Here is an 18,017-nt window from a genome sequence, read left to right on the forward strand (position 1 = left end):
ACCTCTGCGCCATGCGCTCAGCGGATGCCGTTGCCGGCCAGCGATTCAGGCGACCACTGGGCCTTGGACAGCGGGTCGATGTAGCGAATACCGCCATAAGCGCCGACCACGCCGTTGAGGTTGTAGGTGCCGCCGACCAGGTCGTAGATCATGAACGGCGTGGCATCCGGGGTCTGCTTGTCGTAGCTCTGGGTGAGGAAGGCGAACGAGCCACGGTACAGCTGGCCGCGGGCGTCATACTGGTCGGAAGCCAGGGCCACCCAGCTGTCCTCATCGAGGTAGAAACGGCGCTTGTGGTAGATGTGCCGCGCGCCGTCCTTGAGCTTGCCTTCCACGACCCACACGCGGTGTTTTTCCCAGCGCACGAACTGCGGCGCGAGGTGGTTGGGGGTGATCAGCTGCTTGACGTCGGTGTTGTAGGTCAGCTGGTAGGTGTTGTACGGCACGTACATCTCCTGCTTGCCGACCAGGGTCCAGTCGTAGCGGTCGAGGGCGCCGTTGAAGACGAACACGTCATCGTAAGTACCGGAACCCGAAGTGCCCGGGTTGGGCGTGTCGTAGGCCAGGTTCGGCGCCAGCTTGACCCGGCGCTGGCCAGGCAGGTATTGCCAGGCGCTGCGCGGCTGCACCAGCGGGTTGGCGGCATCGCGCAGCATCATCGCTTCGCCGGCGCGACGGGCGGGGCCGGTGTACACCAGTTTCATCTGGTAGTAGGTGTCCTTGGCACCGATCGGCTTGTTCATGTCTTCGTAGATCGGGTAGCTGATGTTGGCCTGGCCGGTGGTCGACAGCGTGGGCTTGCCGGCCGCGTCGACGTTCCACGAGTCGTACTTGGCGGTCATGCTTACGCCCTGGTAGCGCAGCAGGAAGTTCCACATGGCCTCGGCGCCATTCTGCGGGATCGGGAACGGGATGCCTGGCAGCACGTTGTCCACCGCAGTACCACCCTCCTGGCTCTTGGCGCCGGTGGCGTTCTTCAGGGTGTTGTCAAGCACCGCCTGGGGCAGCGCCACGCTGCGGTGGGTCGGGTAGACATCGACACGCATCGTCGGGAAGCGCTTGAGTAGTTCAAGGGTGGTGGCCGTCAGCTGGCCCTTGTACTGCTCGGCGTTCTTGCCATCGATGACCAACAGCGGTTTTTCATTGGCATACGGGTCGGGGCGCATGCTGGCACCGCTCTGGTAGTTGGCCGGCGGCGTCAGCAGGCCGCCCTGGTAGGCCGGGATGGAGTCATCGGCATTGGCGGCCTTGTCCGCGCCCAGGGTGGTCAGGCTCTTGCCCAGCTTGGCAGCCTGGTCAGGGGATACGGCGGCGTGGGCCGCGTTGAGGGCAGCCAGCGACAGGCAGGTGGCCAACAGGGTTTTCACGTAGTTCATGCTTGTTGTTTTCCTGTGAAGTCTGTGGGGGACAGGTCTCAGAACGTGGTCTTGAGGGTCAGGTACAAGGCGCCACGGTCTTCGGTGGTGGCACCACCGCCGGAGAAGGAGGCATAGCCGCCGCCGTAGCAGGTGTAGTCCTGTTCGCCATCGAGGGCGTTCGGCGTGCTGCCGTCGGTCTGGCCATCCTTGCAGGACTGAGTCTTGCCGAAGCTGTCGACGTACTTGAGGTCGACGAAGTACTGGTTGTAGATGGCGGCGCCGACGCCGACCGCATAGTTGCCGGTGTCCTTGGCACCGCCGCCCTGCACAGGCGACACGCCGTCGATGCCGACGTTGACCGACAGCGGCATGCTCAGGTCGACACCTGGCATCACCTGGAACCAGGTGGGGGTGAAGTTGACGGCGATACCCCAGTTGTCACGGGTCGGCTTGTCGATGCCGCGGTAGCTGCTCTTGCCCTTGTACAAGGCCTCGTTGTGGCCATCGAGCTTGAGCAGGTTGCTGTAGAACAGCTCGCCGAGCAGGGTCGCCGAGTCGAACAGCGGCGTGTTGCCGATGGTCATCAGGCCATTGAGGGTCCAGTGCAGGGTTTCGCCGGTGGCGCTCAGGCTGTCGCCATCCTTGGGCACGTCGTAGATCACCCCGCTGCTGGCCAGGCGCGGTGGTAGCAGGCCAAAGCCGCCGCCCAGGCCCGCAGTGCCGGGGGCACTGACGATCGCCGGGATACTCGCCAAGGGCATGTGGTGGCGAATGTTGAGGTCGCTGCCAACGCTGACGCCACCGACGTCCTTGGACAGGCTCAGGCCATAGATGTCGATGTCGTCGGAATAGGCGAACTGGTAGGTGGTGCTCTGCAGCGAGTTGTACAGGTTACCGACGGCGCCCTGGCGGCTGGCCGGCGGCGTGCCGAACGGGCCACGGGCCACGGTCATGCCGCGAGCGTCAAGCCAGGCCTGGGGCAGGATCTCGGAGGTCTTGCGGTAGTAGAAGCCCAGGGTGCCGCCGAGCCATTCGGGCGACCACTTGGCCATGACGCCCCAGTCGCCGCTGTTGCGCGGCGTCAGGTCGTCGCCACGACGGAGGGTGGTGAGCGCACCGCGTACCGGGATCAGCCCGGGGGTGCCCGTGTGGCCGAGCAGGAGGCTCTGGGCACCCTCGCCCACCACATCGGAGCCGCCATAGTAGGTGCCGGCTTCCGGCAGGCGAGCGGCATCCCAATCGAAGAAATACTGTGCGCCCAAGGTCAGTTCGGGGTTGACCATGAACGACGTGGAGAATTGGTTGCGCGGCACGAACAGTTCCTTGGCCTCTGTGCCTGGCGAGGCTGCCAGTTTGGCCAGGTCCAGCCCGGACTGACCGTAGCTCAGCGAGTGCACCGGGTTGAGCAGGGTTTCACCCCAGAACAAGTTGTGCTGGCCGACTTTGGCGCTGACCTGCGACGCCTCGCCCACGTCGCGGCTGAAGAACACGAAGGCATCCAGCACTTCACCGGACGGGCCGCTGTAGTAGCGCTGGGCATAGTTGCTCAGGTGCGGGCTGCCCAGCGGCACACCCGTGCCCGGCAGGCCATTGAGGCTGGGGTTGATGCCGGAGCGGTCACCGTTGCCGTTGACGAACGGGTTGCTGTTGGAGCCTGTGTTGTCATAAGCCTTGTCGTACCAGCTGGCAGTGCTGATGCGAAAACCGGTGTTGCCCTGATACACCACGTCCAGCTCGGTCAGCAGGTCGACCCGGTTGGTGATAGTGGTGCCGGCCTTGCGGAAGTTGTAGTCACCGTCATTGCTGTTGGGCGTGCCGAGCATGCGCTTGTCGGCACTTTCAGTGCGCACGCCATAGTTGTATTTGACCGTGTTGTCGAAGCGTACCGCCCAGTCTTCACTGCCGGTGGTGACCTCGAAGGCCTGTGCGCCGGGCAGGCTGAGCAGGCTGATGGCGCAGGCGAGCAGGCAGCGCTGTGGTTTCACAGCACGGTGAATGCGGTGTTTTGGCATTGCGATGACTCCAGGTGTTTTTCTTGTTGTTTTTGGGCCGCCCGTCATCTGCGGGCTTGGCCTGGGCATCCGTGCGCGGTTGGCAGATCAGTGGTCCAGGCGGCGGATCAGGTTGTCGGCCAGCGGCCAGGGGCCAAAGCCGGCTGCCGGGTTGAGGTGGCCGACCGGCCCAAGGGCGATCAGTTCGCTGCCCCAGGCCTGGGCCATGGCACCGGCGGCGTCGAAGCTGGCCAGGTGGTCATTGCTGCTGGCGGCGACGATGCTGGGGAACGGCAGCCGCGCCATCGGCAAGGGCGACCAACCCTGTTCGGCGAGGCTTTGCGGGCTGGGGTAATGGGCCGGCCACTGGGCGCGCAGGTCAGGCGGTGCTGCCAGCAAGGCGCCTTTGATCGGCCGCTGATAACGGGCGGCCCAGTGGGCCACCATCAGCACGCCAGCACTGTGCGCCACTAGCACCACCTCGCCGTCGATCTGCTCCAGCTCGCGCTGGATGGCTTCGACACGGGCGCTGCAGCTGAGCCCGTCGACCAGCAGCGGCGGCACGCTGCGGACCTTGGCAAGGCGCGCTTCAAGCAGGGTTTGCCAGTGTTCGCTGACATGCTCGCGCAGGCCAGGAATGATCAGCACGGTGGCGGTGGTTTGCAGTCTTTCCACGTCGGGACCTCGGCTTGGATCGGGTACGTGGTTCACAGTAAAGAGGGGGCTCGGCGGGTGCTTCACATTGCGCGTCAGTGACTTTTCATTTGATGACAAGCCAACGTTTCGGCCTTGTGCTTCTCAATTGATGACACGCAGGCTATAACTGACGAACCGCCTGACGGAAAACAATAAAAATGCCCGCCCTAGTCCGTGCCGCCAGCCTCACCAACTACCTCGAAGTGTCTCGCCACGTGGGCCTGAACCCGCATGCCCTGCTCGCCCAGGTCGGCCTCAGCGCTGCACTGCTCGAAGACCCCAACCGGCGTATCCCGGCGGCCAACGTGATCACCCTGCTGGAAGAGTCGGCCCGTATCAGCGGTTGCGAAACCTTCGGCCTGCGCATGGCCGAATCGCGCCAGCTCTCGGACTTCGGCGAGATCAGCCTGCTGCTCAGCCATCAGCGCAACCTGCGCGATGCCCTGGAAGTGATCGTGCAGTACCGCCACTTGCTCAACGACGCGCTGGCCATCCATGTCGAGGAAGCCGGCAAGACGGTGATCATTCGCGAGGAAGTAATCAATGAACGGGCGCCGTGCAGCCGCCAGGCCACGGAGCTGGCCATCGGCGTGATGCTGCGCCTTTGCGCAGCGCTGCTGGGGGGCCAGTGGCATCCGATCAGCGCCAACTTCACCCATGCCGCGCCAGCGGACCAGGCCATCCACCGGCGCATCTTCGGCTGCACGCTGGTGTTCGGCAGCGAGTTCAACGGCATCGTCTGCCCCGCCGCCGACCTCGACAGCGCCAGCCCCCAGGCCAACGAGGCCATGGCGCGCCTGGCGCGGCGCTACCTGGACACCTTGCCGGCCGGCGGCACGCCATCACTCGAACTGGAACTGCGCAAGACCATCTACCTGCTGCTGCCCATGGGCCGCGCCACCATCGAGCAGGTGGCGCAGACCCAGGGCATGAATGTGCGCACGCTGCAACGGCGCCTGGAGGAAGACGGGCTGACGTTCAAGGACATGATCAACAACGTGCGCCGCGACCTGGTGATGCGTTACCTGGAAAACCCCAGCTATTCGCTGGGACGCATCGCCGACATGCTCGGTTATTCGATGCCCAGTTCGTTCACCCGCTGGTTCATCGCCCAGTTCGGCATGCCGCCCGCCACCTGGCGGGCGCAGCATGCCGTGCAGGATTCTTAAAGCCCCCAGTGCATCAGGGCCAGCACCAGCAACACCAGGAACACGCTTTCACCCACCATCAGCGCGATGGGCTTTAGGCCGACGGACGCCAGGGCCTTGAGCTGGGTCTTCATGCCCAGGGCGCTGATGGCCACCACCAGGCAGCCACGGGACAGGTCATTGATGCCCCCCTGTACCGCTGCGGGTACCCAGCCCGTGCTGTTGACGCAGGCCAGCAGCACGAAGCCGACGGCGAACCAGGGCAACAATGGCGGGCGCTGACCACCGGCATCCAGGCCCTGGCGGCGAGTGATCATCGCTGCGCAAACGATCACCGGCAGCAACATGGCCACACGCATCAGCTTGACCACCGTGGCGATGTCGCCGGTCTCGGTGGACATGCTGTAACCGGCACCCACCACCTGGGCCACGTCGTGAATGGTGGCCCCGAGGAATACGCCGGCCTGCCCCGGCGGCAGGTGGAGCCAATTGGCAATCATCGGGTAGAGGATCATCGCCAGGGTCGACAACGCCGACACGCCAATCACCGTGAACAGCGTGGCGTGTTCCTTGCGCGGGTGCTGGGGCAGCGCCGCCGCCAGCGCCAAGGCCGCGGAGGCGCCGCAGATGGCCGTGGCGCCACCGGTCAACAGGCCAAACAGCCGAGAAAAGCCCAGCGCCTTGGCTACAATCACCGACATCACGATGGTCACCACCACCAGGATGACCACCAACGCCACCGGCTTCCAGCCGAGGCTGGCAATCTGGTCCAGGGTAATGCGCATGCCCAGCAGGGCCACGCCCAGGCGCAGCACACCGCGGGCGGTGAACTCGATACCGGCCTTGCACGGCCCGTCGACGGCGAGGAAGTTCAGCGCCATGCCCAGCAACAGGGCAAACAGCATGACCGGGGCCGCATAGTGCTCACTGAGAAAGCTCGCCGCCGCGCCCACGATCAGGCTGACCGCTAGACCCGGAGCCAATGCGCGAATGCGCTGCTGTGTCGCCGTTATCGCCAGCGTGCTCATTGCCCGCCCTCCTCGTCATTCAGCACGATGAACGCCTGCTGGCCCTCGAATTCGACGGGGTAGCAGTTGACCTTCAGCGCCGTGGAGTTGAGCAGATTGCCGCTGGCCAAGTCGAAGCGCAGGCCATGGGCACAGCACTGGATGACCCGGCCCTCCAGGCGCCCGCCACACAGCGAGGCCCCCTGGTGCGGGCAACTGTCGTCGATCACGTAAAGGGTATCGGCCACATTGAACACAGCCAGGCTCTTGCCGTGGCTCTCCACCAGCACACGCCCGTTGCGCTCGGGGAGCTGGCTTGCGGCCAGGGCGATCCGCCGGGTCATGCCGGCACCCGTACGTGCAGAGCCTCGAGCATGGCCGCGAACAGCACGTCGGCAGGTTGTGCCCCGGCAATCAGGCGCCCCTCATTGAAGCGGAAACGCGGCACTGCACTGCCCGCACGCCCGGCACCATCAAGAAACGGTCTGCCATCCTCACGCAGGCAGTCGGCCACTTGCGCCGCCTCCAGCCCACAGGAACGGGCAATGGCGAGCAAAACCCGGCTGTCGCCCAGGTCGCGGCCCTGATGGAAGTAGGCAATGAACAGCTGCGTCAGCAGGGTTTCATGCCGCCTGGCGCCGAGCAGGCCGGACGCCCGTTGCAACAGGCGGTGGGCGTTGGCGGTATTGGGCATGCGGCGAATACGCGTGAAGTCGATATCTTCACCCACAACGCTGGCCGCTGCGCGCACCTGCGCCTGGCGCTCGCGCACGGCTTGCTCGCTGCCCAGTCGCTCTACATAGAAGGCGTGGAATGGCAGGCCATTGGCGGGCAGCCCAGGCAGCAACTGCACGCCCCGCCACTGCAGGGTCACCTCTACCTGCGGCTGCTCGCGCTGCAGCAGCAACAGGGCGGCCTGCAATTGCCGTTGGCCGATCAGGCACCACGGGCAAATGAAATCGAAGAACACTTCGACGGACAACGTCTGTTTCACGAACTCAACTCCTCGTTACGGCTGACCGATGCTTGCAGACGCTCCATGTCGCGGTGGTAATGGCGTTTGGCAATGAAGAACACGGCGGCGGCGGCAATGCTCACCAGCGGCACCAGCTGGAACGCAGCGTGCAGACCGATCAGGTCGGACACCCGACCGGTGATCAGCGGGCCGGTCGCCAGGCCCAGCAGGTTGTTGGCCAGGGTCAGGGTGGCGAATGCAGTGCCATGCACGGCGGCGTGGGTCAGGTTGGCGACCATGGCGCTGGACGGGCCGTTGGTGCCCACGGCGATCATCATGCCCAGGCAGATCAGCACCAGTTGCACAGTGCCCGCCGGCAGCGCAAAGGCCACCGACAGCAGCAGGCAGCTGCCCAGGCAATAGCCGATGGCCAGGCTGATCTTGCGGTCCGGGCGCTGACGGCCCAGGCGGTCGCAGAGCATCGCGCAGAGGATCGTGCCGATGCCGCTGAACAGCACGATGACCGCAGCGATTGCGCCGGCGCGATCGGTGCCCATGGCGTAGTAGCGGTTCAGGTAGCTGGGCATCCAGACGATGACGGTGCCCCCGACGAACAGTTGCAATCCACTGCCGATGTAGGCCCCGATCACCGAACGCGAGCCGTACAAGGTGCGCAATGGATGGCTCGCTTTCACGTGGGCCGGTTTGACACAGTGCGGGCGGATGCGGGCTTCCTTGACGATCAGTGGGTACAGCACCGCCAGCATCAGGCCGAGCAGCGCCATGCCGGCGAATGCCCAGCGCCACCCCAGGTGCTGGGCCAGCACGCCACCCAGGGCCATGCCCAGCACCGAGCCGAACATGCCACCGGCCATGAAGGCGCCAGCCAGGGTCGAGCGCATGTCGCGGGGGAACACTGCCACCACCACGGCAATGCCGACGCTGCCATAGGCGGCCTCGCCGACACCCACCAAAAAGCGTGCGATGAACATCTGCGGGTAGTTTTCCGCCAGGGCGCAGCCCAGGGTCGCCAGGCTCCACAGCACGGCCATCAGTACCAGGCTGCGGACCCGGCCGAAACGGTCGGCAAGCAATGACAACGGGAAGGTCAGCAGGCCGACCATCAGCGCGACGATGCCACTGAGCAGGCCGAGCTGGCTGTCGCTCAGGGCCCACTCGCCCTTGAGCAGCGGGAATACGGCGTTGAGCACCTGGCGCGACATGTAGTCGGAGATCAACAGGCCGAAAGTCAGGGCGAAGACGACCCAGGCATAGCGCCGGGGAACGCTGTGCGTGGGGTCGGCGCCGGGTGCTTCGGCACTGGCGAGATAGGTGGCCATGGTGCCTCCTGGGAGTATCTGGCGTTGGTTGTGTTCTTGTTGTTATGGGTAAAGCCAAAATCTTTACTGCTTGGGCTGGCCTCTTCGCGGGCACGCCCGCTCCCACAGGTCAGGTGCAGCACCTGTGGGAGCGGGCGTGCCCGCGAAGGGCCGGACCTGCTATCAGGCCCGCTGCGGCACACCCTTTTGCCCTGGCTGGCGGTTCGGCGCCATGCCGTTGGCCTTCAGGGTCTGCTCGATGCTGGTGTACTGCTCGCCAATGCGGTAGATGGCCCGGGCCTCTTTGCCGGTGGCCACTTCGCGGCCCAGTTCATGGGCCACGCGCACGGTTTGCTGGATCTGCTGCACCGAGCCAAAGCGCTTGCCATGCTGGTCGATGATGGTGTCTTCGTTGCCGCAACGTGGGTGCAGGCCCATGGCCAGGGCCATGGTGTTGAACGGCAGCACGTTCTTGAGCAGCGATTCGGCGGTCAGCGTGCAGCCATCCGGCGCGCGGTGGATGAAGTTGAAGAAGTTGAACGGGTTGGGGCCGTCGAAACCGCCGCCGATGCCGATCCAGGTCAGGTTCAGCGGGCCCATGTAGTCGCCACGGCGAACGATGCGCTCAAGGGTCTCCAGGGCATGCATGCCGGTCAGCTGGAAGTGCGGCTGGATGCCGCTGGCTTGCAAGCGGCGCAGGTGTTCGCAGACCCAGGCCGGGCCGGCAGGCACGGTCATCTCGCTGTAAGCGGCGTGGATGGCCGGATGGGCAAGGGAAGTGCCTTCCAGGTATTGCGGATACAGCAGCTCCATGATGTTCATCTGCGTGGTGTTGATCGCCACGGTCACCTGGTCAGGGCGTGGGGTCAGCTCGGCGAGCATGTGCCGGGTGTCGTCGGACAGCCACTTGGCCGCCTCGCCTTCACCCTCGGGAGCAAAGGAAATCGAGCCACCGACCTGGATGATCATGTCCGGTACCGCTTCACGCACACCGGCGATCAGTTCGTTGAACTTGGACAGGCGCTTGGAGCCCTTGCCATCCAGTTCGCGCACATGCAGGTGCAGCACGGTGGCACCGGCTTCATAGCAGTCGACGGCCTTTTGCACCTGCTCGTCCATGGTCAGCGGGATGTCTTCGGGAAAATCCTCGGGCATCCATTCCGGGCCATACGGGGCGACGGTGATCACCACCTTTTCCATGTTTTCCGGGTGCAACGAATCATCGAAGAATTGCATGAGTAGTCCTCGCTATTGTTATTGTGCTGTGCGCCGCAGGTGGCGGCGGGTAACTCAGAAGGTGCGGCTGCCCTTGATGCCCGCGCGCTCCATCTTGCGGTGGCACGGCGGGTAATCCATGACCGCGTAATGCTGGGTGCTGCGGTTGTCCCAGATGGCTACGCTGTTGGGCTTCCAGCGCCAGCGCACCTGGTACTCCGGCAAGTAGGCCTGGCTGACCAGGTAGCGCAGCAGGTCGGCGGCGCCGGGGTTGGCGTCCTGGCCGAAACGCACGCGCTGGGGCGTGTGATAGTTGCTGAAGTGGGTGGTGAAGGCGTTGACGAACAGCACCTGTTCGCCGGTGTCCGGGTGGGTGCGCACCACCGGATGCTCGGCATCCGGGAACTGCGCCTTGAGCGCCAGGCGTTTTTCGATCGGCATGGCGGCGCCGAAGCTGGCTTCGATGCTGTGCCGTGCGCGCAGGCCTTCGATCTTGGCTTTCACGTCGGCGGGCAGGTTTTCATAGGCCAGCACCATGTTCGCCCACATCGTGTCGCCGCCCACCGGCGGACACTCGACGCAGCGCAGCACGCAGCCCATGGGCGGTGCTTCGCGCCAGGTGGCGTCGGTGTGCCAGGCGTTTTCATAACGGTCGTTAGGCTGGTCGGGGCGCTTGTAGATCTGCACCAGACCAGGGTGGTCCGGGTCACTGCCGGCCACCGGGTGGTCTTCGAGGTCACCGAAGCGTCGGGCAAAAGCAACGTGCTCGGCACGGCTGAAGTGCTGGTCACGCAGGAACAGCACACGGTGCCTGAGCAACTGCGCGCGCAGCTGCTCGAACAGGTCGTCGTCGTGGATCGCGTCGGCCAGGTTGACGCCGCTGATCTCGGCGCCGATCGCACAGGTCAGTTGTTCGATGTGCATGCTGTTGCCCTCTTCAGATGACGAAGATCGACGAGCCGGTGGTCTTGCGCGCTTCCAGATCACGATGGGCCTGGACGGCGTCCTGCAGGGCATAGTGCTGGTTGATTTCGATGCGGATGCGGCCACTGCTGACATGGTCGAACAGCTCGCCGGCCAAGTCGGCCTTTTCCGCGGGGTCGGCAATAAAGTCGGCCAGCGCCGGACGGGTCAGCTGCAGCGAGCCTTTGATCGCCAGCAACTGCGGGTCGAACGGCGGGATGGTGCCGGAGGCGGTGCCGACGCAAACCATCAGGCCACGGCGCTTGAGCGAATCGAGCGAGCCCATGAAGGTGTTCTTGCCAACGCTGTCGAACACCACGTTGACGCCGACGCCATCGGTGAGCTCACGCACGCGGCTGGCCACGTCCTCGACGCTGTAGTTGATGATCTGGTTGCAACCATGGGCGCGGGCGACCTCGGCCTTGGCCTCGGTGGACACCGTGCCGATCACGTTCAGCCCCAGCAGCCGCGCCCACTGCGCGACGATCAGGCCGACGCCACCGGCGGCAGCGTGCAGCAACACGGTATCGCCGGGCTTGAAGGCGTACAGCCGGCGCATCAGGTAGGCCGCGGTCAGCCCGCGCATGGTCATGGCAGCGGCGGTCTCGAAGGCGATGGTTTCTGGCAGCTTGATCAGCGCGGCTGCGGGGATCAGCCGCTCGGTGCAATAGGCGCCGAGGGTGTTGAGAAAGCCGGTGTACGTCACCCGGTCACCCACCGCCACCTGGGTCACGCCCTCGCCTAGCGCCTGCACTACCCCGGACGCTTCCACGCCGATGCCATTGGGCAGCGGGATCGGGTATGTGCCATTGCGGAAATAGGTGTCGGCATAGTTCAGGCCAACCGCCACCTGGCGCAGGCGCACCTGGCCCGGGCCGGGCTCACCGACCTCGGCATCCTCGTAGCGCAGCACTTCGGGGCCACCGGTCTGATGGAAACGTACGACTTTGGACATGCTTGTCTCTCCAATCATCGATCTGGACGCAAGGCGTCAGCTCTGGGTGATTGGAATGTAAGCGCTCGGGGTACGAAGTGCTTCGCATCGGGCGACAGCGGGTTTTCATTTGATGACACGCCAGCGGACGATCTGTGCCGGTATGACAAAGTCATTAACCGGAAAAGAATTGAGTCGCTGGGTTGCCCGTCAGGTCAAGAATAAGGAATGCCAGCAATCTGACGAGGTGAAAGCATGACCATCGAAGCAGAAACTCTCGCTGAATTGACCCAGGCCCTGAAGGCACAAGGCGCAAAGCGCGTTGCTGATCTGACATTCATTCGAGCGCCCTACCGTTGCGATCACCGCTGGGTATGCAATGTGGTCAACCGCTCCAGAAACCGCTAAGTGGTGATGGCTCCTGGGAAACCTCCAGTCAGCGGTGCCCCTTGTCCGCCTCGCCTTCCTGCCACCCGGCGATCAGCCGCTGGGCATTTTCCTCGCAGTCCATGCCCTGCGGTTTGCCCTCCATGCCTGCGATAACAGCCAGCAATTGCGCGCGGTTCTGCGCCAGGCGCAGTTGCAGCGCTTCGATCTCGGCAACCTTGCGCTTGAGGCTCGCCAGCAACAGGTCATGCCGCGCAGCACCCGCGCCAGATGCGCTGGTCAGCTTGCGCATCTCCTCCAGGCTGAACCCGGCCTGCTGGCCACAGGTGATGATTTCCAGTGCCCTCACCACCTGCTCCGGGTAATCCCGATAGCCGTTGCCCAGGCGTCGGGCCTCGATCAGCCCGCTGGCTTCATAGAAACGGATGCGCGATGCGCTAAGGCCCGTGCGTCGGGCCAGCTCGCCTATTTTCATGGTGCGTGAAATTCTCTATTGACCTTAAGGTTTACTTTAACCTTAGCCTTCTCCAAAACCCAGCCCGCCCGACGCCCGGCGCCAACTTGGAGAACACCGCATGTCCCCGTTCCAGCCCTTGCGCCTGCCCAATGGCAGTGTCATCCCCAACCGCATTGCCAAAGCGGCCATGGAAGAAAACCTCGCCAATCTGGACCAGACCCCTTCCGACCAGCTGCTGCGCCTGTATCAGGCCTGGGCCGAAGGCGGCGCCGGTCTGCTGCTGACCGGCAACGTCATGATCGACCCGAGCGCCATGACCGGCCCTGGGGGTGTGATGCTCGACGACAGCCAGCAGTTGCAGCGTTTTCGCCAATGGGCGAGCGCCGGTCGTGCCCAAGGGGCGCAGTTCTGGATGCAGATCAATCACCCCGGGCGGCAGATGCAGGCCAACCTTGGCCAGCCTACCGTGGCGCCCTCGGCGGTCGCACTGGACATGGGCGGTTTGTCGAAACTGTTCCCACAGCCCAGGGCACTGGACGAAGCCGAAATCGCCACGCTGATCCAGCGCTTTGCCCGCACTGCGGCGCTGGCAGAACAAGCCGGGTTCAGCGGCGTGCAGATCCACGCGGCCCATGGCTACCTGCTCAGCCAGTTCCTCTCGCCACTGACCAACCGGCGCCAGGATCGCTGGGGCGGCAGCCTGGAAAACCGCGCGCGGTTGCTGCTGGAAGTGGTCAAGGCTGTGCGTGCAGTGGTGTCGCCGGGCTTCAGCGTGGCGGTCAAGCTCAACTCGGCCGACTTCCAGCGGGGCGGCTTCGAGCCTGCCGATGCTCGCCAGGTCGTGCTGTGGCTCAACGAACTGCCGGTTGACCTGGTAGAGCTGTCGGGCGGCAGCTACGAAGCACCGGCCATGCAAGGCGATGCCCGCGACGGCCGTACCCTGGCGCGGGAAGCCTACTTCCTCGAATTCGCCCGCGAGATCGTCGCAATTGCCCGCATGCCGGTGATGGTCACGGGGGGCATCCGCCGCCTGCCGGTGGTCGAGCAAGTGCTCGCCAGTGGCGTGGCCATGGCCGGCATCGCCACCGCACTGGCTGTCGACCCCGCCCTGCCCCGGCGCTGGCAAGCCGGCGAGAGCCAGGCGTTTGCCGAACTGCCACCCATCCGCTGGAAGCGCAAGGCGTTCGCTGCCCTGGCCTACATGGCGTTGGTGAAGTTGCAGATGCGCCGGCTGGCAGCTGGCAGCAAACCCAGGGCCAAGGCCTCGCCCCTGCGCGCCCTGCTGCTGGAGCAGTGGTGCACGCTGCGCCGAGTGAAGCAATACAGGCGTATGATGAATAGCCGACTGGATTGATGTTGTTGCGCTACGGCGTTCTCTGACGGGAGCACTGCCATGAACAAATCAACTTGTGCGCTGATGTTTGTATTGTCAGCGCTCACGGGCTGTTCAAGTAACTCATCCCTCTACCATGACCAGCCGTTGGTAGCCCAAGTGGCTACCGGCATGAGCAAAGAACAAGTACTGCAAATAGGCGGCAAACCGGGCGCCCAGTCCGACCGCACAGCAGTACCCGGTACTTGCTTCGATTACATCCTCACCAACCCGGGGCGAAAGCAACAGCCCTACATGGTCAGCTTCGATCAGGCTGACAAGGTCGACAAGACCAGCTTCATGACCTGCGCCGAATGGAGTAACGCGCAACAAAAGTCCCGGCAAGCATTGCCCAGCATGGGCGGCATGGGGGGTTCAGGCTATTGATGCCTTCGGTAGTCGCTTATTCCAGGCACTCTCTGGCAGCCAGGCGCAGCTTGTCGCTCGACAGGAAACTGCCTTTATAGAAAGTTGCCCGGCTGCCCTCACGGTATTCAACGACTTCCAGCACTTCGTCTGACGTCACGGCGCTGGGCGCAGTCAACCGATACCCGTGGTTGATGGACTTTTGCGTAGTTTGGGGTGACAACGCCTGCCACTTGGGCAGTACGCAGGCGGCGTAATCTTCAGGTGTTTTTGAAGTCAGCTTGCTGGCGGTAGGCTTGCCTGGGTTGGCGCAAGCGGCAAGGCTGGCAATGAGTGCAGTACAGAACAGAATGCGAAAGTTTGGCATTTGCAATTAACCAAGCGAGAACGTGCGCCATTCTAGCCGTGATTGCACTAAAGGAGTAATCCACCAAGGTCGTGAAAGACTTCTGTCGAATGGGCAAGCCGGCTGATTCCCTTAGAATGAAAAACGCTGATGGATCAGCACCCATCGCAAAAAGCCCGCTCTCATGTGCGGGCTTTTTGCTCTTGCGGAACAACGCGTCAGGCTTTTTTGCACATCAGCGCCGCATCGAGCAGCCTGCCATGGTCGTACCAAGCGTCGCGCTGGTAGGCGGTGAACTGGCGCTCAGTTCCCGTGCCCCGTAACTCCACCAGGCCATCGGCTTTAGTAGGGTCGGTACTTTCGACGTACAGCTTGACCGAGTTGTCGCCGTCGACTTCATAGGTTTTCACGTTGCCTTGAAGTTCGCCTTTGACGCACCCCAGATAGGCTGGCGTGCTTCGTTCGGTGATGCCAGACGTATAGTCATGGCCATCCCGTACATCCGGGTCGTGTGCGCACCCGGCCATGAACAGCGTGGCAAATGTGGATAACAGTACTGCGCCTGCAACCGATCTTGAGCTCTTCACGCGACACGCTCCTGCTGCCCCATCCAGAACTTGAAACAGAGTGGCGAAGCACAACGCCCTTTTTTTGCTTTCATGGGCCTATGGTACTGCGCAAGGGGCGCCGCACATTAGGCTTGTTTGCTATATGAGAAATGGCCGATTACCGGCATCTTTTGGACTTTCGGGTTATTTCTTTAGCCGAGCGGAACGATTTCTACTGGCCATGATTCTCATGAGTATCGACCAGGCTCAACGTTCAGGAGAACCCATGGTGTGGTGGCTGGAAATACTCGCCCAGTTCGTGACTTCCGCGGGCCTTGCCGTGTTCAGCATCTTTGTGTTCTGGGCCTACACACTGGCGTTTGGCAGGCCGTACGCCAAGCTGCTATCGGCTGCGCTGGCAGCAGCGTTGCTGGGTATCGCCGCCTTTCCCCACGGGGCGAGCTTCGCTGTCAGTCATCAAGCGCTACTGGGAGATGGCAGCGAGTTTCTGTTGCTGGTCGCGGATGCTATGGGTGTGATCAGTGCCGTGATCATTGCATCGTTCTTCTTCAACCCTGGGCGGTTGCTCGATGAAGCATGACCCGGCCAGCTATTCGCCCAACCCTCGGCCGGTGAGCGAATAGCGGTCTGGTTCAGTGACTATCAGCGTGGGCCGCCACCGTGCCCGCCGCCCATCATGCCCGGGCCGCCATGCCCCCCACCATGCCCCCCACCGCCACCCGGCGGCATGAACATCCAGCAACCTGCCAGGGTGGATACCAAGGCAACCACCACGGCTGCATGGACTACTTGCTTCAACTTCATTAAAACGCTCCAAAAGGCAAAAACCGGTGCCCTGCCTGATGCCAGGCGAGGCAGCGCTGCCAGTGTAAATTCCAGACCGGCCAGCCTGGGCGAGCTTTTCCATTTCTTTACAGTTGCGTGGCGCAGGTCTGGCCGCAAGCGGAAGGGATGACGTCAATGCCGCATTGCGTCAGTAGCGACGATAGTCCTGGTGCCCCCCACGGTCTTCATCGTAATAACGCCGGTGATGATGATCGCCGTCGTGCCAATACGGCCAGCAGCCGCTGAGCAACAACAACCCTGACAACACGACAACCCATGCAGTCTTGCGTTTCATGTGCGTACCTCCAGCCAGGCGAAGCGAGGCCTTGCTTACGTTGGACTGCGCAAAGACGGGAGGTTCGGGCCGGGGCCGGCCACTGATCAAATTTCATCTGGCGAGGTGCTGCTAATCTGTTGCCTGAGCTAAAGGAGAGAGACATGAGCATACGCAGCCTGGCAAGAAACCTGCCTCCGGACCCCGACAATGAAGGTTGGGTGCTTGGGTGGGGTGTTCTACGCGACTTGCATCCATGGCACTTTGTCGACATCTATGCAGACCGGACAACGGCCATGGCCGAGGCGCGGCGCCGTGGTGATGGCTACGTCGTGGAATTCGGCTCGCACCGGCTTGGCTCGGATGAGTTTGTCTGTGGTGTGAATCCGCCGGAGGGGTAACCATGCACGCCGCCGCGCGCATCACGACTTGAAGAATTGTCCCTGTCGCACAATCGATAAAGCTCAACAGAATGCTGGGCTTCAGCACCACTCCTCAACACGTGAAGGAAGGATAAGCCTTTTTGTGTTCCAACCGAGCAAAGGTGGGCTGTGGATCAACGAGCCAAGTGTTACAATCCGCCCCTTCAAATCAGCGCTCAGCGCTGAACATCCGTGAACGCCGTCAGTACGACACCCGCCACACCTGCGCAACCCTGTGCCTGATGCCTGGAATGAACCCCGCGTTCATCGCGAACCAGCTCGGCCACTGCGTCGTGATGTTGCTCTCTACCTACGCGAAATGGATCGGCTCCTCCTCGGACTGGAGGGAGCTTGAGAAGCTGCCGCCCCGAGTCGAATTGGCCCAAAATTGGCCCAAAACTGACGAGAGGGCCTAAATACACCTCTGGAATTCCCGCAGGACAAGCACTTGATCTCTACCGCCAACATCACCATGCAGTATTTTAGGGGTGTTTGGCGGTGCTAAAGGGCTGATTTTACTGGGCGAAACTCCCCTCCACACCCCCTCATTCCCTCCCCGTTGGTATCAAATTTGGTATCACATGGAAGCCGCAGCCAACTGTCCGCTTTCGACCCATAGCTGCCTTTCATGGCGGGTAGCTATGGGCCAGAAATAGTCGATTTCTGGTTCTCCTTGACGCCTCGCCACCACGCTGAAACAGCGATCAGCAAGGACAGTACGGCTTCACACCGCCGCGCTGCGCTCACGGATATCAATGTTCAATATGCGGTCGTTATCGTTGTAGTCGACCGGGCAATCAATCACGTGCACGCCTGGATTGGAGATACAGTGATCAAGTAGCGGAATCAACGAGTCGGCACTTTCTACGCGATACCCAGTGGCGCCATAGGATTCAGCATATTTGACGAAGTCAGGGTTTCCGTAGTCCAGGCCGAAATCGGTGAAGCCCATGTTGGCCTGCTTCCAGCGGATCATGCCGTAGCCGTCGTCACGCAGGATCACCACAGTGATGTGCATGCCCAGACGAACTGCGGTTTCCAGCTCCTGGCTGTTCATCATGAAGCCACCGTCACCGCATACCGAGATCACCGGGCGGTCCGGGTACACCAGGTGCGCGGCCATGGCCGATGGCAGGCCAGCGCCCATGGTCGCCAGGGCATTGTCCAGCAGCACGGTGTTCGGCTTGTGCGCCTTGTAGTTGCGGGCGAACCAGATCTTGTAGATACCGTTGTCCAGGGCAACGATGCCTTCGGACGGCAGCGCGCGGCGGATGTCGGCAACCAAGCGCTGTGGGTAGACCGGGAAGCGGTTGTCATCACCGCCTTCGGCAATCTGCGCTTCGTTCGCTTCACGGATGGTCATGAGGCGGGTGAAGTCCCAGTGCGCGGTGTCGGTCAGCGCTTCGCTGATTT

22 protein-coding genes and 1 pseudogene are annotated in these 18,017 nt (G+C 63.0%); 7 read left to right on the plus strand and 16 right to left on the minus strand.

The window, feature by feature from the left end:
* Positions 1-17: 17 nt before the first annotated feature.
* The 3 genes from APH28_RS00705 to APH28_RS00715 all read right to left on the minus strand — a co-directional run bounded on the left by APH28_RS00705 (position 18) and on the right by APH28_RS00715 (position 4,024).
* Positions 18-1,376, minus strand: a complete 1,359-nt coding sequence (locus APH28_RS00705) for a DUF1329 domain-containing protein (RefSeq protein WP_060507125.1) — start codon at positions 1,374-1,376, stop codon at positions 18-20.
* Positions 1,377-1,414: 38 nt separating this feature from the next.
* A complete protein-coding gene (locus tag APH28_RS00710) occupies positions 1,415-3,370 on the minus strand; it encodes a DUF1302 domain-containing protein (RefSeq protein WP_060507126.1) in 1,956 nt (651 codons plus the stop codon).
* An 87-nt stretch (positions 3,371-3,457) separates the two neighbouring features.
* Positions 3,458-4,024, minus strand: coding sequence for an alpha/beta hydrolase (locus tag APH28_RS00715; RefSeq protein WP_060507127.1), 567 nt, complete (start codon positions 4,022-4,024; stop codon positions 3,458-3,460).
* A 179-nt stretch (positions 4,025-4,203) separates the two neighbouring features.
* Here APH28_RS00715 and APH28_RS00720 point away from each other — a divergent pair, with 179 nt between their 5' ends.
* On the plus strand, positions 4,204-5,214 hold the full coding sequence (locus APH28_RS00720; protein ID WP_060507128.1) for an AraC family transcriptional regulator: 1,011 nt from the start codon (positions 4,204-4,206) through the stop codon (positions 5,212-5,214).
* Here APH28_RS00720 and APH28_RS00725 read toward each other — a convergent pair.
* From APH28_RS00725 to APH28_RS00755, 7 genes are all read right to left on the minus strand, one after another.
* Complete coding sequence (locus APH28_RS00725) at positions 5,211-6,221, minus strand: YeiH family protein (protein WP_060507129.1); 1,011 nt, start codon at positions 6,219-6,221, stop codon at positions 5,211-5,213. The two genes, APH28_RS00720 and APH28_RS00725, sit on opposite strands and share 4 nt — an antisense overlap.
* A complete protein-coding gene (locus tag APH28_RS00730) occupies positions 6,218-6,544 on the minus strand; it encodes a Rieske 2Fe-2S domain-containing protein (protein ID WP_060507130.1) in 327 nt (108 codons plus the stop codon). The genes APH28_RS00725 and APH28_RS00730 overlap by 4 nt, the downstream gene beginning before the upstream one ends.
* Positions 6,541-7,194: a DsbA family protein gene (locus APH28_RS00735; protein WP_060507131.1), complete on the minus strand. Its 654-nt coding sequence runs from the start codon at positions 7,192-7,194 to the stop codon at positions 6,541-6,543. The genes APH28_RS00730 and APH28_RS00735 overlap by 4 nt, the downstream gene beginning before the upstream one ends.
* Positions 7,191-8,495: an MFS transporter gene (locus APH28_RS00740; protein WP_060507132.1), complete on the minus strand. Its 1,305-nt coding sequence runs from the start codon at positions 8,493-8,495 to the stop codon at positions 7,191-7,193. Before APH28_RS00740 ends, APH28_RS00735 begins: the two co-directional genes overlap by 4 nt.
* Before the next feature lie 162 nt (positions 8,496-8,657).
* Positions 8,658-9,710 (minus strand): 3-keto-5-aminohexanoate cleavage protein, encoded by a 1,053-nt coding sequence (locus APH28_RS00745; protein ID WP_060507133.1) that lies wholly within the window; start codon positions 9,708-9,710, stop codon positions 8,658-8,660.
* Between the two features lie 54 nt (positions 9,711-9,764).
* A complete protein-coding gene (locus APH28_RS00750; RefSeq protein WP_060507134.1) occupies positions 9,765-10,613 on the minus strand; it encodes a TauD/TfdA family dioxygenase in 849 nt (282 codons plus the stop codon).
* 13 nt (positions 10,614-10,626) lie between these two features.
* On the minus strand, positions 10,627-11,607 hold the full coding sequence (locus tag APH28_RS00755) for a quinone oxidoreductase (RefSeq protein ID WP_060507135.1): 981 nt from the start codon (positions 11,605-11,607) through the stop codon (positions 10,627-10,629).
* Between the two features lie 234 nt (positions 11,608-11,841).
* Between APH28_RS00755 and APH28_RS28785 the strand changes: the two genes are divergently transcribed.
* Positions 11,842-11,994, plus strand: a complete 153-nt coding sequence (locus APH28_RS28785) for a hypothetical protein (RefSeq protein ID WP_177334202.1) — start codon at positions 11,842-11,844, stop codon at positions 11,992-11,994.
* A gap of 28 nt (positions 11,995-12,022) precedes the next feature.
* Here the strand turns inward: APH28_RS28785 and APH28_RS00760 are convergent, their stop codons facing one another.
* Positions 12,023-12,448, minus strand: a complete 426-nt coding sequence (locus APH28_RS00760; protein WP_060507136.1) for a MerR family transcriptional regulator — start codon at positions 12,446-12,448, stop codon at positions 12,023-12,025.
* 100 nt (positions 12,449-12,548) lie between these two features.
* On the opposite strand from APH28_RS00760, the gene APH28_RS00765 reads away from it, so the two are divergent.
* Both APH28_RS00765 and osmE read left to right on the plus strand, forming a co-directional pair.
* Positions 12,549-13,784, plus strand: a complete 1,236-nt coding sequence (locus tag APH28_RS00765; RefSeq protein WP_060507137.1) for an NADH:flavin oxidoreductase/NADH oxidase family protein — start codon at positions 12,549-12,551, stop codon at positions 13,782-13,784.
* A 39-nt stretch (positions 13,785-13,823) separates the two neighbouring features.
* Entirely contained in the window at positions 13,824-14,189 is a 366-nt protein-coding gene (osmE, locus tag APH28_RS00770) for an osmotically-inducible lipoprotein OsmE (protein ID WP_060507138.1), read from the plus strand.
* A 16-nt stretch (positions 14,190-14,205) separates the two neighbouring features.
* Here osmE and APH28_RS00775 read toward each other — a convergent pair whose 3' ends face one another.
* Positions 14,206-14,535, minus strand: coding sequence for a hypothetical protein (locus APH28_RS00775; RefSeq protein ID WP_060507139.1), 330 nt, complete (start codon positions 14,533-14,535; stop codon positions 14,206-14,208).
* A gap of 197 nt (positions 14,536-14,732) precedes the next feature.
* Positions 14,733-15,101: a hypothetical protein gene (locus tag APH28_RS00780; protein ID WP_060507140.1), complete on the minus strand. Its 369-nt coding sequence runs from the start codon at positions 15,099-15,101 to the stop codon at positions 14,733-14,735.
* 202 nt (positions 15,102-15,303) lie between these two features.
* Between APH28_RS00780 and APH28_RS00785 the strand changes: the two genes are divergently transcribed.
* Entirely contained in the window at positions 15,304-15,663 is a 360-nt protein-coding gene (locus tag APH28_RS00785) for a hypothetical protein (protein ID WP_256248242.1), read from the plus strand.
* 62 nt (positions 15,664-15,725) lie between these two features.
* On the opposite strand, the gene APH28_RS28790 is transcribed toward APH28_RS00785, so the two are convergent.
* Both APH28_RS28790 and APH28_RS28795 read right to left on the minus strand, forming a co-directional pair.
* Positions 15,726-15,887 carry a hypothetical protein gene (locus tag APH28_RS28790; protein ID WP_177334203.1) on the minus strand — a complete coding sequence of 54 codons (162 nt, stop codon included), beginning with the start codon at positions 15,885-15,887 and terminating at the stop codon, positions 15,726-15,728.
* 169 nt (positions 15,888-16,056) lie between these two features.
* Complete coding sequence (locus APH28_RS28795; protein ID WP_177334204.1) at positions 16,057-16,203, minus strand: hypothetical protein; 147 nt, start codon at positions 16,201-16,203, stop codon at positions 16,057-16,059.
* Positions 16,204-16,346: 143 nt separating this feature from the next.
* On the opposite strand from APH28_RS28795, the gene APH28_RS00790 reads away from it, so the two are divergent.
* Positions 16,347-16,583: a hypothetical protein gene (locus tag APH28_RS00790; RefSeq protein ID WP_060507142.1), complete on the plus strand. Its 237-nt coding sequence runs from the start codon at positions 16,347-16,349 to the stop codon at positions 16,581-16,583.
* A 112-nt stretch (positions 16,584-16,695) separates the two neighbouring features.
* Positions 16,696-17,020: pseudogene (locus APH28_RS29375) on the plus strand (integrase).
* 308 nt (positions 17,021-17,328) lie between these two features.
* Here APH28_RS29375 and APH28_RS00800 read toward each other — a convergent pair.
* A partial coding sequence (locus APH28_RS00800) for a thiamine pyrophosphate-dependent enzyme (RefSeq protein WP_256248244.1) occupies positions 17,329-18,017 on the minus strand: 689 nt, incomplete at its 5' end.

Source organism: Pseudomonas sp. NBRC 111124 (assembly GCF_001320245.1).
Taxonomy (GTDB): Bacteria; Pseudomonadota; Gammaproteobacteria; order Pseudomonadales; family Pseudomonadaceae; genus Aquipseudomonas.

Bases quoted from the DNA above. Each gene is read 5' to 3' on its own strand.
- APH28_RS00705 (WP_060507125.1), bottom strand. From the start codon at position 1,376: ATGAACTACGTGAAAACCCTGTTGGCCACCTGCCTGTCGCTGGCTGCC.
- APH28_RS00710 (WP_060507126.1), bottom strand. From the start codon at position 3,370: ATGCCAAAACACCGCATTCACCGTGCTGTGAAACCACAGCGCTGCCTG.
- APH28_RS00720 (WP_060507128.1), top strand. From the start codon at position 4,204: ATGCCCGCCCTAGTCCGTGCCGCCAGCCTCACCAACTACCTCGAAGTG.
- APH28_RS00725 (WP_060507129.1), bottom strand. From the start codon at position 6,221: ATGAGCACGCTGGCGATAACGGCGACACAGCAGCGCATTCGCGCATTG.
- APH28_RS00730 (WP_060507130.1), bottom strand. From the start codon at position 6,544: ATGACCCGGCGGATCGCCCTGGCCGCAAGCCAGCTCCCCGAGCGCAAC.
- APH28_RS00740 (WP_060507132.1), bottom strand. From the start codon at position 8,495: ATGGCCACCTATCTCGCCAGTGCCGAAGCACCCGGCGCCGACCCCACG.
- APH28_RS00745 (WP_060507133.1), bottom strand. From the start codon at position 9,710: ATGCAATTCTTCGATGATTCGTTGCACCCGGAAAACATGGAAAAGGTG.
- APH28_RS00750 (WP_060507134.1), bottom strand. From the start codon at position 10,613: ATGCACATCGAACAACTGACCTGTGCGATCGGCGCCGAGATCAGCGGC.
- APH28_RS00755 (WP_060507135.1), bottom strand. From the start codon at position 11,607: ATGTCCAAAGTCGTACGTTTCCATCAGACCGGTGGCCCCGAAGTGCTG.
- APH28_RS28785 (WP_177334202.1), top strand. From the start codon at position 11,842: ATGACCATCGAAGCAGAAACTCTCGCTGAATTGACCCAGGCCCTGAAG.
- APH28_RS00760 (WP_060507136.1), bottom strand. From the start codon at position 12,448: ATGAAAATAGGCGAGCTGGCCCGACGCACGGGCCTTAGCGCATCGCGC.
- APH28_RS00765 (WP_060507137.1), top strand. From the start codon at position 12,549: ATGTCCCCGTTCCAGCCCTTGCGCCTGCCCAATGGCAGTGTCATCCCC.
- osmE (WP_060507138.1), top strand. From the start codon at position 13,824: ATGAACAAATCAACTTGTGCGCTGATGTTTGTATTGTCAGCGCTCACG.
- APH28_RS00775 (WP_060507139.1), bottom strand. From the start codon at position 14,535: ATGCCAAACTTTCGCATTCTGTTCTGTACTGCACTCATTGCCAGCCTT.
- APH28_RS00785 (WP_256248242.1), top strand. From the start codon at position 15,304: ATGATTCTCATGAGTATCGACCAGGCTCAACGTTCAGGAGAACCCATG.
- APH28_RS28790 (WP_177334203.1), bottom strand. From the start codon at position 15,887: ATGAAGTTGAAGCAAGTAGTCCATGCAGCCGTGGTGGTTGCCTTGGTA.
- APH28_RS28795 (WP_177334204.1), bottom strand. From the start codon at position 16,203: ATGAAACGCAAGACTGCATGGGTTGTCGTGTTGTCAGGGTTGTTGTTG.
- APH28_RS00790 (WP_060507142.1), top strand. From the start codon at position 16,347: ATGAGCATACGCAGCCTGGCAAGAAACCTGCCTCCGGACCCCGACAAT.